General features: G+C 67.1%; 13 protein-coding genes and 1 riboswitch. Of the genes, 9 read left to right on the top strand and 4 right to left on the bottom strand.

Annotated elements, in window-relative coordinates:
• Positions 1–17 precede the first annotated feature (17 nt).
• Both metK and LRK53_RS16460 read left to right on the top strand, forming a co-directional pair.
• Positions 18–1217, top strand: a complete 1200-nt coding sequence (gene metK / locus LRK53_RS16455; RefSeq protein ID WP_027493185.1) for a methionine adenosyltransferase — start codon at positions 18–20, stop codon at positions 1215–1217.
• Positions 1218–1460: 243 nt separating this feature from the next.
• A complete protein-coding gene (locus tag LRK53_RS16460) occupies positions 1461–2552 on the top strand; it encodes a GGDEF domain-containing protein (protein WP_051257599.1) in 1092 nt (363 codons plus the stop codon).
• Positions 2553–2591: 39 nt separating this feature from the next.
• Here the strand turns inward: LRK53_RS16460 and LRK53_RS16465 are convergent, their stop codons facing one another.
• Complete coding sequence (locus LRK53_RS16465) at positions 2592–3140, bottom strand: DUF6933 domain-containing protein (RefSeq protein ID WP_027493186.1); 549 nt, start codon at positions 3138–3140, stop codon at positions 2592–2594.
• A gap of 160 nt (positions 3141–3300) precedes the next feature.
• Positions 3301–4464, bottom strand: coding sequence for a Fic family protein (locus tag LRK53_RS16470; protein WP_027493187.1), 1164 nt, complete (start codon positions 4462–4464; stop codon positions 3301–3303).
• A 158-nt stretch (positions 4465–4622) separates the two neighbouring features.
• Here LRK53_RS16470 and LRK53_RS16475 point away from each other — a divergent pair, with 158 nt between their 5' ends.
• The 3 genes from LRK53_RS16475 (at position 4623) to LRK53_RS16485 (ending at position 7485) form a co-directional block, all read left to right on the top strand.
• Positions 4623–6509: an ATP-binding cassette domain-containing protein gene (locus tag LRK53_RS16475; RefSeq protein WP_235642390.1), complete on the top strand. Its 1887-nt coding sequence runs from the start codon at positions 4623–4625 to the stop codon at positions 6507–6509.
• Positions 6510–6575: 66 nt separating this feature from the next.
• The gene (locus LRK53_RS16480; protein ID WP_027493188.1) at positions 6576–7205 is read left to right on the top strand and encodes a glutathione S-transferase family protein; all 630 of its coding nucleotides are present in this window, start codon (positions 6576–6578) and stop codon (positions 7203–7205) included.
• A gap of 4 nt (positions 7206–7209) precedes the next feature.
• Positions 7210–7485 (top strand): GIY-YIG nuclease family protein, encoded by a 276-nt coding sequence (locus LRK53_RS16485; RefSeq protein ID WP_027493189.1) that lies wholly within the window; start codon positions 7210–7212, stop codon positions 7483–7485.
• Positions 7486–7628: 143 nt separating this feature from the next.
• Here the strand turns inward: LRK53_RS16485 and ppc are convergent, their stop codons facing one another.
• Positions 7629–10334, bottom strand: a complete 2706-nt coding sequence (gene ppc / locus LRK53_RS16490) for a phosphoenolpyruvate carboxylase (protein ID WP_235642391.1) — start codon at positions 10332–10334, stop codon at positions 7629–7631.
• A gap of 111 nt (positions 10335–10445) precedes the next feature.
• Positions 10446–10539: riboswitch (S-adenosyl-L-homocysteine riboswitch) on the top strand.
• A gap of 81 nt (positions 10540–10620) precedes the next feature.
• Between ppc and ahcY the strand changes: the two genes are divergently transcribed.
• Positions 10621–12060 carry an adenosylhomocysteinase gene (gene ahcY / locus LRK53_RS16495; protein ID WP_235642392.1) on the top strand — a complete coding sequence of 480 codons (1440 nt, stop codon included), beginning with the start codon at positions 10621–10623 and terminating at the stop codon, positions 12058–12060.
• A gap of 95 nt (positions 12061–12155) precedes the next feature.
• On the opposite strand, the gene LRK53_RS16500 is transcribed toward ahcY, so the two are convergent.
• Positions 12156–12713: a DUF3228 family protein gene (locus LRK53_RS16500; protein ID WP_027493192.1), complete on the bottom strand. Its 558-nt coding sequence runs from the start codon at positions 12711–12713 to the stop codon at positions 12156–12158.
• Between the two features lie 192 nt (positions 12714–12905).
• Between LRK53_RS16500 and metF the strand changes: the two genes are divergently transcribed.
• From metF to LRK53_RS16515, 3 genes are all read left to right on the top strand, one after another.
• Positions 12906–13730: a methylenetetrahydrofolate reductase [NAD(P)H] gene (gene metF, locus LRK53_RS16505; RefSeq protein WP_235642393.1), complete on the top strand. Its 825-nt coding sequence runs from the start codon at positions 12906–12908 to the stop codon at positions 13728–13730.
• Positions 13731–13755: 25 nt separating this feature from the next.
• Positions 13756–14331 carry a DUF4124 domain-containing protein gene (locus LRK53_RS16510; protein ID WP_027493194.1) on the top strand — a complete coding sequence of 192 codons (576 nt, stop codon included), beginning with the start codon at positions 13756–13758 and terminating at the stop codon, positions 14329–14331.
• A 65-nt stretch (positions 14332–14396) separates the two neighbouring features.
• Positions 14397–15314 carry a branched-chain amino acid transaminase gene (locus tag LRK53_RS16515; protein ID WP_027493195.1) on the top strand — a complete coding sequence of 306 codons (918 nt, stop codon included), beginning with the start codon at positions 14397–14399 and terminating at the stop codon, positions 15312–15314.
• Positions 15315–15536: the final 222 nt, after the last annotated feature.

The raw sequence follows: 15536 nt of genomic DNA on the forward strand, positions 1-15536 counted from the left end.
AAGGGATATAAACCGCGATGTCCAACTACCTGTTCACCTCCGAATCGGTCTCCGAAGGCCATCCGGACAAGGTCGCCGACCAGATCTCCGACGCCGTGCTCGACGCGATCATCGCGCAGGACCCGCGCGCCCGCGTCGCCTGCGAAACCATGGTCAAGACCGGCGTGGCGATCGTCGCCGGCGAAATCACCACCGGCGCGTGGATCGACCTGGAGGCGCTGACCCGCAAGGTGATCGTCGACATCGGCTACGACTCCAGCGACGTCGGCTTCGACGGCGCCACCTGCGGCGTGATCAACCTGATCGGCAAGCAGTCGCCGGACATCAACCAGGGTGTGGACCGCAAGAACCCGGAAGACCAGGGCGCCGGCGACCAGGGCCTGATGTTCGGCTACGCCACCAACGAGACGAAGGACTTCATGCCGGCGGCGATCTACTACTCGCACCGCCTGGTCGAGCAGCAGGCAAAAGTCCGCAAGCGGAAGAATTCGCCGCTGCCATGGCTGCGCCCGGACGCGAAGAGCCAGGTCACCCTGCACTACGAGCAGGGCGTGGCCACCGCCATCGACGCCGTGGTGCTGTCGACCCAGCATGACCCGTCGGTCAAGCAGAAGGACCTGATCGAGGCGGTGCGCGAGACCATCCTCAAGCCCGTGCTGCCGGCCAAGCTGCTGCACAAGGGCACCAAGATCCACATCAACCCGACCGGCAAGTTCGTCATCGGCGGCCCGGTGGGCGACTGCGGCCTGACCGGCCGCAAGATCATCGTCGACACCTACGGCGGCTGGGCCCGTCACGGCGGCGGCGCGTTCTCGGGCAAGGATCCGTCCAAGGTGGACCGCTCGGCCGCCTACGCCGCGCGCTATGTGGCCAAGAACATCGTGGCTGCCGGCATCGCCGACCGCTGCGAGGTGCAGGTCAGCTACGCGATCGGCGTGGCGCACCCCACCTCGATCTCGGTCACCACCTTCGGCACCGGCAAGATCAGCGACGAGAAAATCGAGAAGCTGATCCGCAACCATTTCGACCTGCGTCCGTACGGCATCCTGCAGATGCTCGACCTGATCCATCCGATGTACCAGCAGACCGCCAGCTACGGCCATTTCGGCCGCACCCCGCAGCTGGTCAAGGACGCCAACGGCAAGTCCTACACCACGTTCTCATGGGAAAAGATCGACCGCGCCGAGGCGCTGCGCAAGGACGCGAAGCTGAAGTAAGGCAGCTGCGCGCGCATGCCGCGCACCCGTCGAAACAGGCCGCCTCCGGGCGGCCTGTCTTGTTTTAGGCTGGTCAGGGGCATGCTTTGGGGGGGGATCACCCGGATCATCCGCCCTTGCGATGCCGTACGACTTGACGCCGCTGACTTCCAGGATTCCCAGCCGCATGACATCACGCCGCAGGGGCACACCCGATATCCGTAGCCAGGCTCCGCCGAACCCGCGGCTGGCCGATAGACGTCCATGAAACGACACGACCCGATCCGGCCCGACACGGAGCAGTCCAAGCGCACCCCGCTGATGGTGGCGCTGATCCTGGCCTGGCTCGGCACGCTCATCGCCTGGGCCTTGTTCGAGTGGCGCGGCGTGTCGTCGATCGCGTTGCGCACGGTGCTGGGCGCCAACATCGTCTTCCATCCGGTGATGTTTGCCATCGTCCGCCGACGCCTGCTGTCGCAACGTGTCATCGACATCACCTGCCTGGTCTTCGTCGCCGTGATCTGCGCCGGCTGCATGGTGCTCAAGCTGTATTTTCCCGAGGTAGGCGCCACCATCGATCTCAGGCCGCTGTACCTGTGGATTCCGATCATCTACGTCATGGCCTTCATGCTCACCAGCCACCGGACCGGGCTGATCGTCTCACTGTCGGTCCAGGTACTGCTGTTCGCGATCAGCCTGCCGTACCTGATCCACCACCCCGAGCGGCCGGAAGGCAACTTCACCATCCAGCTGCACATCGTGTCCGCTGTGCTGGTGGCCGCGCTGTACTTTTTCTCCAGCTACCAGCAGCGCCTGCAGATCGCGCAGCTCACCGTCGACGAACTGGGGCAGCTGGCCAACACCGACGTGCTCACCTGCCTGCCCAACCGGCGGCGGCTCGCGGAGATCCTCGAGTTCGAGCTGGTGCGCTTCGCCCGCTACGGACGCGCGTTCGCGCTGATCATGATCGACGTCGACCACTTCAAGAGCATCAACGACCGCTTCGGCCACAAGGTCGGCGACCATGTACTGGTGGCGCTGGCGGCACGCGCGGGAGAAGCGCTGCGCGACGTGGATACGCTGGGGCGCTGGGGCGGCGAGGAGTTCGTCGTGATCCTGCCGGAAACCGATGCCGCCGACGGCCTGCGCAAGGCCGAAGCCCTGTGCACCCACGTGGCTGCGCAACCGCTGATCGGCGAGCACGCCATCACCATCAGCTGCGGCGTGGCCAGCGTCGCTCCCAGCGACACCGCCGAAAGCCTGCTCAAGCGCGCCGACGTGGCCCTGTACGCCGCCAAGCAGCAGGGGCGCAATCGCGCCGAGCACGCGATCCTCGCAGCAGCGTCGTCGGGCTGATACCGGTCCACCGCCGGCATGGCCCATAGCCAGAACGCGTCAGCGCCATGCACTGCCCGGTGCCGGTACGTCATGGCGCGACGCCCGCCGACCGACAGGCGGCAGGCCGAATGCCTCGCGAACGCGATCGGCAGGCCAGTCGATACCCTTCGGTTTCAGCACGATCATGCGCGCCAGGTCGAGGGGTACTTCGCGCGCCGAAGTCGCCTCGCGACTGCAGATGGCGCAATCGGCCCACCACGCGAACTGGTTCAGGCTGCCCAGCACCGAGCGCGAGTTGCTGGCGACCACCTGCAGCGGCAGCATGGCTTCGATCTTGGCCACCGCGAGATCTGCGGGAATCTCCAGATCGAGCAGAGCCGCCAACAGGGCGGCCGCAAAGCGTTGCGGTGCCGTCGCACAAGGAGCCGCGTCGATCGCCACCGCAAAACGGGTCGGCTCGCTCACCGCCAGCACTAACTGGATGCGCCCCACCCGCACCAGCGTGGCCGTCCATTCGCCGAGCCGGTTGCCGGCCGATGCCGGATCGGCCTCGGGCGCTTCCTTCATCGCCTTGAGCAGTTTGGCGGTGCAGCGGAAGGCAGTCACCGCGGGGCTTCGCGCATGGCTGCGACGACCGCCCGGGTCTCGACGCTCACATGGGTGGCCTGCCGCATCGCTGTAAGGTCGTTGAGGTAGTGCTGGACGAGAATGCGTGACGCGGCAGTCTCTGCAGAATATTAGGATCAAGCAAGCGGCAGCGAGCTCGTCACAGCGGCGTAGCGCCTTCGCTCAGCAGCGCGTAGTAACTCTGGTAAATCCAGATGCGGTTGCGCTGCTGACCGGTGATTTCATTGAGCAGGCCCATCTCCTGCAGGGCACCGATGGCCGAGCGCACGGTGGGTGGGGCTACGGTCAGTGTCTTGTGGATGGTCGGTGCATCAAGAATCGGACGTCGGATGAACTGTTCGAACACTTGCAGCGCGTTGCCGGCGCGGCGACCCAGTCCGCGCACTTTTTCACGATCCTCCGCAAACAGTGCCAGGATGCGCTGGGCGGTATCTACGGCCTGCTGCGAAGTGGATTCCACGCCTTCGAGGAAAAACAGCAGCCACGCCTCCCAGTCGCCGGTCTTGCGCACGACGTCGAATTGCGCGTAGTACTGCTGGCGTCGGGTCTTGAAATACAGGCTGAGGTAAAGCGAAGGCTCGCGCAGCACGCCTTCGGCGCAAAGGATCAGCGCGATCAGCAGACGCCCGACGCGACCGTTGCCATCGTTGAACGGATGGATCGTCTCGAACTGCACATGAACCAGCGCCGCCTTGATCAGGGCCGGCATCTCGTTCCGGTCGGTGTGCAGGAAGGCTTCCAGCTCGCTCAGGCAATCCGCCAGACGCTCGGGCGGTGGCGGCACAAAACCGGCCAGCGCAGGCGATTTGCCACCGATCCAGTTCTGGCCGATACGAAGCTCACCGGGATGCCTGGTCGCGCCACGACCTCCACGCAACAGCACGCCGTGAATCTCGCGGATCAGCCGCAATGACAGTGGAAAGTCATCTTCGCGCAGGCGCTTGAGGCCATGCTGGAGCGCAGCTACGTAGTTGGACACCTCCTCCACATCGTCGATCGGCACCCCCGGCATCTCGGCCAGTTCGTACAGCAACAAGTCGGACAGCGAGGATTGAGTGCCCTCGATCTGCGAAGACAGCAAGGCTTCCTTGCGCACGTACTGATACAGGAATAACGCCGGGTCGGGCAGCATCAGGGTGATGCCATCCAAGCGACCAAGCGCCTGGTTGGCGCGCTCGAGCTGCGCAACCAGAGCAGGACCAAACATCAACGGTGGTTTTGGCGGCAGCGGCTTCGGTACGAAAGCCTTGTAACGACTGCCAGCGAGGCTGCCAGCCACGTAGTCACCGGTTCTTCGTTCCATGACGCTGCCCCCGTTTTCCCAATCCAGGCACTGTAGATTTTTGAGAAAATTATGGCAATAAATTTTTCCTAAAATAAAACAACCACTGCCATGGGAAAGATTCGCATTGCGCCTGCCTCAAAGGCAGATGGCCAATACGCTCCAGCTATAATGGGCGGATGTCTCTCATCCAACTGCAACGCGTCGACTTCAGCATCGGCGGCCCGCTCCTGCTCGAACATGTCGATCTGTCGATCGAGTCGAACGAGCGGGTGTGCATCGTCGGCCGCAACGGCGAAGGCAAATCCACCCTGATGAAGCTGATCGCCGGCGAGCTGCATGCCGACGATGGCGAGGTGCGGGTACAGAACGGCGTGGTGATCGCGCGGATGGCGCAGGAAGTGCCACACGGCACCGAAGGCAGCGTGTTCGACGTGGTCGCCGAGGGACTGGGCGACCTCGGCCACCTGCTGGCGCGCTACCACCACCTGCTCGACGAGGGCGACTTCGATGCGCTGGGCGACGTGCAGCACCAGATCGAGGCGCAGCACGGCTGGGACCTGGACCGCCGCGTGAGCGACGTGCTGGCCCAGCTGGAGCTTCCTGGCGAAACCGACTTCGCCGCGCTGTCCGGCGGCATGAAGCGCCGCGTGCTGCTGGCGCAGGCGCTGGTGCGCAAGCCCGACGTGCTGCTGCTGGACGAGCCCACCAACCACCTCGACATCGAAGCGATCGGCTGGCTGGAAAGCTTCCTCAAGCAGTTCGCCGGCAGCATCGTCTTCGTCACCCACGACCGCAGCTTCCTGCGCGCGCTGGCCACGCGCATCGTCGAAATCGACCGCGGCGCGCTGACCGACTGGCCCGGCGACTACGACAACTACCTGCGCCGGCGCGAGGAACGCCTGCATGCCGAAGCCCAGGCCAATGCGCTGTTCGACAAGAAGCTGGCACAGGAGGAAGTGTGGATCCGCCAGGGCATCAAGGCCCGGCGTACCCGCAACGAGGGCCGCGTGCGTGCGCTGAAGGCGCTGCGCGTGGAACGCGCCGAGCGACGCAACCTCGGCGGCAACGTGAAGATGACGGCGGCCAATGCGCAGGCCTCCGGCAAGAAGGTGATCGACCTCAAGCACGTGCACCAGGCCTACGGCGGCCGCGTGCTGATCGACGACCTCACCACCACCGTGATGCGCGGCGACCGCATCGGCATCATCGGTCCGAACGGCGCCGGCAAGAGCACCCTGCTGAAGATCATGCTGGGCGAGCTCAAGCCGCAGCGCGGCAGCGCGGAGCTGGGCACCGGCATCCAGGTCGCCTACTTCGACCAGCACCGGCTGCAGCTCAACGACCAGCTCAACGCCCTGGACAACGTGGCCGAGGGCCGCGAGTACATCGAGCTCAACGGCCAGCGCAAGCACATCATCGGCTACCTGCAGGATTTCCTGTTCTCGCCCGAACGCGCGCGCGCCCCGATCACCCGCCTGTCCGGCGGCGAGCGCAACCGCCTGCTGCTGGCCAAACTGTTCGCGCAGCCGTCCAACCTGCTGGTGATGGACGAACCGACCAACGACCTCGACGTCGAGACGCTCGAACTGCTGGAAGAACTGCTCACCGACTACCAGGGCACCCTGCTGCTGGTCTCGCACGACCGCGCCTTCCTCGACAACGTGGTCTCCAGCACGCTGGTGCTGGAAGGCGAAGGCCGCATCGGCGAATACGTGGGCGGCTACACCGACTGGCTGCGTCAGCGGCCGCAACCCCCTCATCCCGGCGAAAGCCGGGAGCCAGCGCCTTCCGCCACGAACAAGTCGCTGGACCCCGGCCTTCGCCGGGATGACGAGAAAAAGGCCAAGCCCAAGCGCAGCTTCAAGGAACAGCACGAGCTGGAGCAGCTGCCGCAACGCATCGAGCAACTGGAAACCAACGTCGCCACACACACCGCGGCGATGAACGATCCCGCGTTCTTCCAGCAGGACAGCGCCGCCATCGTCAAGGCGAACGAGGCGCTGGTGGCGTTGCAGGCCGAACTCGACACGGCTTATGCGCGCTGGTCGGAACTGGACGGCTGACATTCGGCACCGTGTCGCCAAGATGGCGGCGTATCATTCGCGGATTGCCCCTTGCGGATGATCGCCATGTACACGCTCTACTACGCTCCCGGCTCCGCCAACCTCGCCGTCCACCTCGCCTTGCTGGAGATCGGCGCGCCACACGAACTCAAGCGCGTCGACATCGACAAGGGTGAGCAGCGCAGCGCCGCCTACCTGGCGATCAATCCGAACGGCGTGGTGCCGACCCTGGTGATCGATGGCGTGCCGCACGGCGAGGCCGCGGCGCTGGCGATGCTGCTGGCCGAGCGGCATCCTGAAGCCGCGCTGGCGCCGGCCCCCGGCAGCGCGCAGCGTGCGGACTTCCTGCAATGGATGCTGTACCTGGCCAACAACCTGCAACCGCTGTTCCGCCAGTGGTTCTATCCCGCGGACCATCTGCCGGAAGGCGCCGATACGATCAAGCAGGCCGCCCGCGCCGGCATCGAGAAATGCTGGTCGAAGATCGACGCGCATCTCGCCGCGCACGGTCCTTACATGCTGGGCGACAACTTCAGCCTGGTCGACCTGTACGCGCTGATGCTGATGCGCTGGTCGCGCAACATGCCCAGGCCGGCGACGGCATGGCCGCAGCTGGCCGCGCTGGCCAGCACGCTGAAAGCCCGCCCGTCGTGGAAACAGGTGTGCGAGGCCGAAGGCCTGGTCGAGTGGGCCTGAACGCATGAGTGACGGCGCCGACACCTGGGCCGTCTATCTGCTCGAATGTGTCGATGGCCGCGTCTACACCGGCATCGCGCGCGACCCCGAACAACGCTACGCGAAACATCTCAGCGGCAAGGGCGCGCGCTTCACCCGTTCCAACCCGCCGAAGCAACTGCTGGGCTGGGTGTGGGTCGCCAGCCGCGGCGAGGCGCTCAAGCTGGAAATTGCCTGGAAGCGGCTGCCACGCGAGCAGCGCATCGCGGCGCTGCAGGCCGTCATCACGCACGCGCCGTAGGAACCCGCTCGCGGGCGATGCTTTGAAGGCCGGGATTCGGGATTCGGGATTCGCAAGATCAAAGGCGTCGCCCGCGAGCGGGCTCCTGGAAGGTGGGGGCTATCCGGCAAAACTGGCTGAAGAGCCGAAGTGGGAGGGCGCGATCAGCCGGTGTTCTGCAATCCCTGTGCCACGCCGTTGACGCAGGCGACCAGCGCCTGCAGCACGGCATCGTCCTGGCGGTCGCTGGCGCGCCAGCGCTGCAGCAGGTCGACCTGCAGCAGGCTCATCGGGTCCACATAAGGATTGCGCAGGCGGATCGAGGCGGCCAGGCGCGGCTCGCCGCGCAGCAGCACCCCGCTGCCCTTCAGCTGCAGCAGCCAGCGGCGGGTGCGCGCGAACTCGTCGCGGACCAGTCCGAAGAATTCCTCGTGCAGCGGGCCGGACAGTTTCGAGAACGCCTCGGCGATGGGCAGGTCGCACTTGGCCAGCACCATTTCCACGTCGTCGAGCAGGTTGCAGAAGAACGCCCAATCGCGCGCCATCTCCACCAGCGTCTCTTCGCCAAATTGCCGTGCACCCTGCTCCAACGCACTGCCCAGGCCATACCAGCCAGGCAGGATCGAGCGGCACTGGGTCCACGCGAACACCCACGGGATCGCGCGCAGGTCCTGCACGCCGCGCATGCTGCGGCGACTGGCCGGGCGCGAGCCCAGGGTCATCCGTTCGATCACGTCGACCGGGGTGGCGCTGCGGAAGTAGTCGACGAAACCGTCGCGCTCGACGAAGGCGCGGTAGCTCTGTCGGCTGGTCGATGACAGCGTGTTCATCACTTCGCGCCAGCGCTCCTCGCGCGATTCGTCTTCGCGCGGGCGCAGCGAGGCGCGCAGCACCGCGCCCACGGTCTGCTCCAGGTTGCGCAGCGCCAGCGCGCGGATGCCGTACTTGCGGTGGATCACCTCGCCCTGCTCGGTCACCCGCAGCACGCCGGCCACCGCGCCGCGCGGCGCGGACATCAGCGCCGGCGTGATGCGCGCACCGCCGCGGCTGGCCGAGCCGCCGCGGCCGTGGAAAAACGCCAGTTGGATGCCGGCCGCGTGCGCCACCTCCAGCAACTCCACCTGGGCGCGCTGCAGGCCCCAGCGCGAGGCCAGCGTGCCGCCATCCTTGCCGCTGTCGGAGTAACCCAGCATCACCCACTGCTGGTCGCCGCGCGCAGCGAGGTGGCGGCGGTAGACTGGATCGTCGAGCAGCGCGCGCAAGGTGGCCGGCGCGCTCTTCAGATCGTCGACGGTCTCGAACAGCGGCGCGATGTTGAGCGGTACGTCGTTCGCCGGATCGACCAGTCCGCCACGCCGCGCCAGCGCCAGTACCGCCAGCACGTCGGCGGCCGAGCGCGCCATGCTGATGATGTACAGGCCGGTGGCGTCGCAGCCGTGGCTCTTGCGGCTGTCGCGCAGGATGGCGAACACCGCCTGCAGCGAGGTGGCGTTGGCATCATGGCTGTCCGGAAAAACCGCATCGCCGCTGGCGTACGGGCGCAGCCGGTCGGCGCGCGCGGCGCCGTCGCGCGTGGCCCAGTCCGGCTCGGCCAGCAGTGCCGCCAGCGCATCGTCGTGCACGCGCGAATCCTGCCGCACGTCGAGCCGCGCCAGGTGGAAGCCGAAGCTGCGCACGCGGCACTGCAGGCGTTCCACCGCATAGGCGCCGGCGTGCACGCCGCGATGCTGGAACAGGCTGTCGGCGATCAGCTGCAGGTCGTCCAGAAATTCATCACTGGACGCATAGCCGTCCGCGTCGTCGTCCTGGGTCAGCGCCAACCGTGCGCCAACCAGTTGCAGCAGGCAGCGGTACGGCATGTCGGCGTGGCGCGGGCGGATCTGCGCCGCGGCCGCGGGAAAACGCGCGCGGTAGTCGGCCAGCCGCACGCGCAGCGCATCGGACGCCGCCACCCGCCCCTCGGTCTGGCTGAGCGATCGCGCCAGCGCAGCCACGTCCTCGCGGTAGCGCTCCAGCACCAGCGCGCGCTGCGAGTCGAGGCAGTCGGCGATGGTGTCGGCGCCCACGTTCGGGTTGCCGTCCATGTCGCCGCCAACCCAGCTGGCGAAGCGCAGCAGCCGTGGCAGCCGGATCGCCACGCCGTAGGTTGTCTGCAGCGCCTGCGCCAGCGATTCGTACAACGTCGGCACGATCCGGTACAGCGGATGGGCCAGGTAGAAATCGACGTGCTCGCGCTCGTCCAGCACACTGGGCCGCACCGGCGAGGCCTCGGCGGTCTGCCAGCCGGCGGACAGCGCCATGTAGATGCGGTCGTCGTCGTCCTTGCGCTCCTGCGGCGTGCGCTCGCGGTCGAAGCCGTCGATCAGCGAGGCGACGATCGCCTGCTCCTTCTCCAGCAGCGAGCGGCGCACCGCCTCGGTCGGGTGCGCGGTGAACACCGGCTCGATCCACAGCCGGTCGAGCCAGCCGACCAGCTCGTCGGCGCCCACGCCCTCGGCCTTCAGGCGACCGAGCACGTCGAGCAGCGACTCCGGCTGCGGCGCGCTGCCCTCGCGCTGGTAGTCGCGGCGGCGGCGGATGCGGTGCACCCGCTCGGCGGTGTTCACCGCCTGGAAGTAGGTGGCGAACGCGCGCGCCAGCGCTTCGGCGTCGCGGGCGTCGAGGCCGGCCAGCGAGGCGGCCAGTTCCTCCAGCGTGGCGCCTTCACGGCGGCGGCGGATCGCCGCCTGGCGCACCTGCTCGACCCGCTCGAAGAACGCCCTGCCGCCCTGTTCGGCGAGCATGCGCCCGACCATCGCGCCGAGCCGGCCGACATCCTCGCGCAGCGGGCCGTCGGGCGGCAGGAACTCGGGTTCGCGACTTGCTTCCACACGGCAACTCCATGGCAGGCCAGATTCCCAGCGTAACCAATCCCGGCGCGGGTGACACCCAACCATGCGGCATAAGCCCATATCTGCCGTTACAATGGCCCTCCTGCACTGCCCGCCGAGGGGCGCTGCGACCGTTGCCGTGAACGAACTTCGCGGGAACCGGCCAGGCTCGGCGCGGCACGTTCCACAACGGCGCCCGGTTGTTTGTACGCGAGTCCCTTCGCAGCAGACCGGCCATCCGTGGCCGGACTCTTCACAGGAGCCTCGCACTAACCGGAGCTTACCGATGAACGCCGCACTCAAAGAAAGCACCCACGACTACAAGATCCGCGACCTCTCGCTGGCCGATTTCGGCCGCAAGGAGCTGGATATCGCCGAGCACGAGATGCCGGGCCTGATGTCGATCCGTCGCAAGTACGCCGCCGCCAAGCCGCTCAAGGGCGTGCGCGTGACCGGCTCGCTGCACATGACGATCCAGACCGCGGTGCTGATCGAGACGCTGAAGGACATCGGCGCCGACGTGCGCTGGGCCTCGTGCAACATCTTCAGCACGCAGGATCACGCCGCCGCCGCGATCGCCGCCACCGGCACGCCGGTATTTGCCTGGAAGGGCGAGACGCTGGAGGAATACTGGGACTGCACGCTGGACGCGCTGTCCTTCCCCGACGGCAAGGGCGGCTTCGTCGGCCCGCAGCTGGTGGTGGACGACGGCGGCGACGTGACACTGCTGATCCACAAGGGCTACGAGCTGGAGAACGGCAGCGACTGGGTCAACAGCGCTTCGGGCAGCCACGAGGAGCAGGTGATCAAGAACCTGCTCAAGCGCGTGCACGCCGAGCGCCCGGGCTACTGGCACACCGTGGTCAAGGACTGGAAGGGCGTCTCCGAGGAGACCACCACCGGCGTGCACCGCCTGTACCAGCTGGCCGAGGCGAAGTCGCTGCTGGTGCCGGCGATCAACGTCAACGACTCGGTGACCAAGAGCAAGTTCGACAACCTGTACGGCTGCCGCGAGTCGCTGGCCGATGGCCTGAAGCGCGCGATGGACGTGATGCTGGCCGGCAAGGTGGCGGTGGTGTGCGGCTACGGCGACGTCGGCAAGGGCTGCGCACACTCGCTGCGTGCCTACGGTTCGCGCGTGGTGGTCACCGAGATCGACCCGATCAACGCGCTGCAGGCGGCGATGGAAGGCTTCGAGGTCAACACGGTCGAATCGACGCTGGGCCGCGGCGACATCTACGTCACCACCACCGGCAACAAGGACGTGCTGACCCTGGATCACCTGAAAGCGATGAAGGACCAGGCCATCGTCTGCAACATCGGCCACTTCGACAACGAGATCCAGGTCGACGCGCTGAACGCCATGCCCGGCGTGAGCAAGCTCAATATCAAGCCGCAGGTGGACAAGTACACCTTCAAGGATGGCCGCGCGATCTTCCTGCTCGCCGAAGGCCGCCTGGTCAACCTGGGCTGCGCCACCGGCCACCCGAGCTTCGTGATGTCCAACTCGTTCTCCAACCAGACCCTGGCGCAGATCGACCTGTGGGCGCACAAGGACAGCTACGAGGCCAAGGTCTACATCCTGCCGAAAAAGCTCGACGAGGAAGTCGCCCGCCTGCACCTGGAAAAGATCGGCGTGAAACTGACCACGCTCACCCCGACCCAGGCCGCCTACCTCGGCGTGCCGGTGGAAGGTCCGTACAAGCCGGATCACTACCGTTATTGAGCGGGGCTTCGTTGGTGCATATACGAAACGGGCGCCGTGAGGCGCCCGTTTCGTAGGCGTAGACGCAAAAACACCCATCAAAACGCCCGGATGGATCAGGGCCGCCAGTTCGCGTTGGTCTCCCAGAACGCCACGCTGCGCCGATAAGCCTCGCGGTCCAGCGGCACGCCGGAGCCGCCCTCGTCCACGCCCAGCGCGTTGCGCAGCATGGTGATCGGCGCCATCGGGATTTCCTCGGGCTCCATGGTGTAGAGGCAGCCGACGATGCCCCAGTCGGCGTCGATCGGCTCGCCTTCCTTCGCCAGCTGCTCGCGGCTGTAGAGGATCGGAATCAGCCAGTTCGCCACCGGTGATTCCACGCCCTCGAACCAGCGCACCAGCACCGGCAGTTCGGCCTTGGTGCGTGCCTCGTAGGCGCTGCGCAGCCGGTGGCGGTTGGCCTCGGTAATCGGCACGGTGAGGCAGCGCGTGGTGGTCCAGTTGCGGTGCACGTGCAGTTTGCAGAACGGCGCGTAGCCATCCAGCACGCGCGACGGCGGCTCGTCGTTCAGGCGCTGCTGGAACGCTTCGGGACTGCAGTCCTGGATAGTGTTGCCGCGCCGCTCGCGCGGAAACAGGCGGGCACGGGCGAACGGGGTGAGGACGATGGACATGACCGAGCCGATGGAAAACCCCAGCGTAGCGCACGCGGCGCTTGTTCCTGCCGGGAGCCATGCCCGATTGATGATGACGTCATGCCTGCGCAAGCGGACATCACGCGGGGTTTCCCTGCCTCGCATCTGGAAGTCTATCTTTCCATCGCGATGAACGTATAGAATTGCTCGCAGCCGCCGCGAAGGACGCCCATGCCCGCCATCAGCTTCGAATTCTTCCCGCCCAAGACCGACGAGCAGCGCGCTCAGCTCGACCGCGCGGCGCAGGTGCTGAAGGCGCACGGGCCGGAATATGCCTCGGTCACCTTCGGCGCCGGCGGTTCCACGCTCAGCTACACCGGCGACACCGTGGCGCGGCTGCACACGCAGCATGGCTTCAACGTGGCGCCGCACCTGTCGTGCATGGGCGGCACGCGGGCGGAGATCGCCGCGCTGCTGGACGGCTACCGCGCCGCCGGTTACCGGCGCCTCGTGGCGTTGCGTGGCGACATGCCCTCGGGCATGGCCAGCGCGGGCGACTTCCGCTACGCCGCCGAACTGGTGGGCTTCATCCGCGAGCACTGCGGCGACCATTTCCACATCGAGGTGGCGGCGTACCCGGAAACCCATCCGCAGGCCGACGACGCGCTGTGCGACCTCAGGCATTTCAAGGCGAAGATCGACGCCGGCGCGAACGGTGCGATCACCCAGTACTTCTTCAACCCCGATGCGTATTTCCGCTTCATCGACGACGTGCACCGGCTCGGCGTCGAGGTGCCGATCGTGCCGGGCATCATGCCGATCGCGAACTTCAGCCAGCTGAAGCGCTTCTCCGACCTGTGCGGAGCCGAGATCCCGCGCTGGATCGCCAAGCGCATGCAGGCCCACGGCGACGACGCCGACTCGATCCGCGCGCTCGGTGCCGAGGTGGTGGCGCAGCTGTGCCGGCGCCTGCTCGACGGCGGCGCGCCCGGGCTGCACTTCTACACGCTGAACCGGGCGAAGGCGACCCAGGCGGTGCTGCAGCAACTTTTTTGATCCGCGCGGCGGATATGCTGGCGCGATGTACCGCCTGGCCGCCCTGCTTCCATTGATACTGCTGGCCGTCACTGCTCCGGTCGCGGCACAGTCGCCGATCCATCGCTGCATCGGCGCGAACGGTGGCGCGGTGTTCACCGACCAGCCCTGCACGGCGCTGCAAGCCAGTCCGGTCAACCCGGACGACCCGCCCGTGCAGGCCGCGTCGCTGCGGGAGCCGCCGCCGATCCTGTGCGCCGCCAGCCCAGGCGAATTGCGCCAGAGCGTGATCGACGCGTTCGCCAGCCGTGACGCCAACCGCCTCGCCGGCCTGATGCTGTGGGACGGTTACGGCCGCGGTGCGGTGATCGCGGACATCCGTTCGCTGGCCGAACTGATGAAGCAGCCGCTGCTGGACGTGGACTTGCCGGGCGGCGCCACACCGGCCCCTGCCGCCAGCATCGACACCCCACCAGTGACGGACACCGCACCCGCGACGCCATCGCCCGGCGAGCAACTGGTGCTGCATACCGCCGGCAACGAGGGCAGCGGCGTCCCGCGCGAACTGCGTTTCGACCTCGTACGCCAGGCCGGCTGCCTGTGGCTGCGCAGCGCGAATTGACGCAGCCATTGACGCCACCCCGGCGACCAGCAGTTATCATGGGCGGTCCCCAACGGAGAACCGACATGGCCCAGCAATACCCCGAATGGATCTGGCAGAACGGCAGCATCAAGCCCTGGGCCGAGGCGACCACCCACGTGATGTCGCATGCGCTGAACTACGGCTCGTCGGTGTTCGAGGGCATCCGCAGCTACGCCACGCCCGACGGCGCGGCGATCTTCCGCCTCACCGACCACCTGAACCGGCTGTACATGTCCGCCAAGATCTACGACATGGCGCTGCCGTACACCGCCGACGAACTGGCCGCGGCCTGTCGTGAAGTCATCCGCCGGAACGGCCTGGGCGCTTCCTACCTGCGCCCGCTGGCGTATCGCGGACTGGGCGGCTTCGGCCTCTCCGCCGAAACCCCGATCGACATGGCGGTGGCCGCCTGGCAGATGGGCCCGTACCTCGGCGCCGAAGCGCTGCAGAACGGCATCGACGCCTGCGTGTCGAGCTGGCAGCGCTTCGCGCCGAACACCATCCCGGCCGGCGCCAAGGCCGGCGGCAATTACCTGTCCGGTCAGCTGATCGCGCGCGAGGCGCGCCGCCTGGGCTTCGGCGAAGGCATTGCGCTGGCTTCCACCGGTCTGCTCAGCGAAGGCGCCGGCGAGAACCTGTTCCTGGTCTTCGACGGCGTGCTGCACACGCCGCCGGCCAGCGCCTCGCTGCTCACCGGCATCACTCGCAACACGCTGATGACGCTGGCCCGCGAAGACGGTATCGAGGTGGTCGAGCGCGACATCCCGCGCGAATACCTCTACCTCGCCGAGGAAGTGCTGATGTGCGGCACCGCCGCCGAAATCACCCCGATCCGCGCGGTCGACGGCAAGCAGGTCGGCACCGGCAAGGCCGGCCGCGTGACCCTGCGCCTGCAGGAACTGTTCTTCGGCCTGTTCGACGGCCGCACCCACGACAAGTGGGGCTGGCTGGAGCAGGTGTGACGTGTTGCCCCCCTGCGCAGCAGGGGGGAGCTGGGGCGGGGTCGCTCTTCGCCAAGCCAACATCAAAAGCGACCCCCTCCCGGCCCTCCCCCTGCTAGCAGGGGGAGGAGCAAAGCCGCGGTGCTCCCCTGCTTGACGGGGAGGAGCCGCTGTACTCCCTCCCTTGCATCGCAGGGGAGGGTCGGGGTGGGGTCGCTCTTGATCTCCGCTCCCGGCAAACCC

The sequence above is a fragment of the Rhodanobacter thiooxydans genome (assembly GCF_021545845.1).
Classification (GTDB): Bacteria; Pseudomonadota; Gammaproteobacteria; order Xanthomonadales; family Rhodanobacteraceae; genus Rhodanobacter.

Bases quoted from the DNA above. Each gene is read 5' to 3' on its own strand.
- LRK53_RS16475 (WP_235642390.1), top strand. From the start codon at position 4,623: ATGTCTCTCATCCAACTGCAACGCGTCGACTTCAGCATCGGCGGCCCG.
- metF (WP_235642393.1), top strand. From the start codon at position 12,906: ATGCCCGCCATCAGCTTCGAATTCTTCCCGCCCAAGACCGACGAGCAG.
- LRK53_RS16480 (WP_027493188.1), top strand. From the start codon at position 6,576: ATGTACACGCTCTACTACGCTCCCGGCTCCGCCAACCTCGCCGTCCAC.
- metK (WP_027493185.1), top strand. From the start codon at position 18: ATGTCCAACTACCTGTTCACCTCCGAATCGGTCTCCGAAGGCCATCCG.
- LRK53_RS16470 (WP_027493187.1), bottom strand. From the start codon at position 4,464: ATGGAACGAAGAACCGGTGACTACGTGGCTGGCAGCCTCGCTGGCAGT.
- LRK53_RS16485 (WP_027493189.1), top strand. From the start codon at position 7,210: ATGAGTGACGGCGCCGACACCTGGGCCGTCTATCTGCTCGAATGTGTC.
- LRK53_RS16460 (WP_051257599.1), top strand. From the start codon at position 1,461: ATGAAACGACACGACCCGATCCGGCCCGACACGGAGCAGTCCAAGCGC.
- LRK53_RS16500 (WP_027493192.1), bottom strand. From the start codon at position 12,713: ATGTCCATCGTCCTCACCCCGTTCGCCCGTGCCCGCCTGTTTCCGCGC.
- LRK53_RS16510 (WP_027493194.1), top strand. From the start codon at position 13,756: ATGTACCGCCTGGCCGCCCTGCTTCCATTGATACTGCTGGCCGTCACT.
- ahcY (WP_235642392.1), top strand. From the start codon at position 10,621: ATGAACGCCGCACTCAAAGAAAGCACCCACGACTACAAGATCCGCGAC.
- LRK53_RS16515 (WP_027493195.1), top strand. From the start codon at position 14,397: ATGGCCCAGCAATACCCCGAATGGATCTGGCAGAACGGCAGCATCAAG.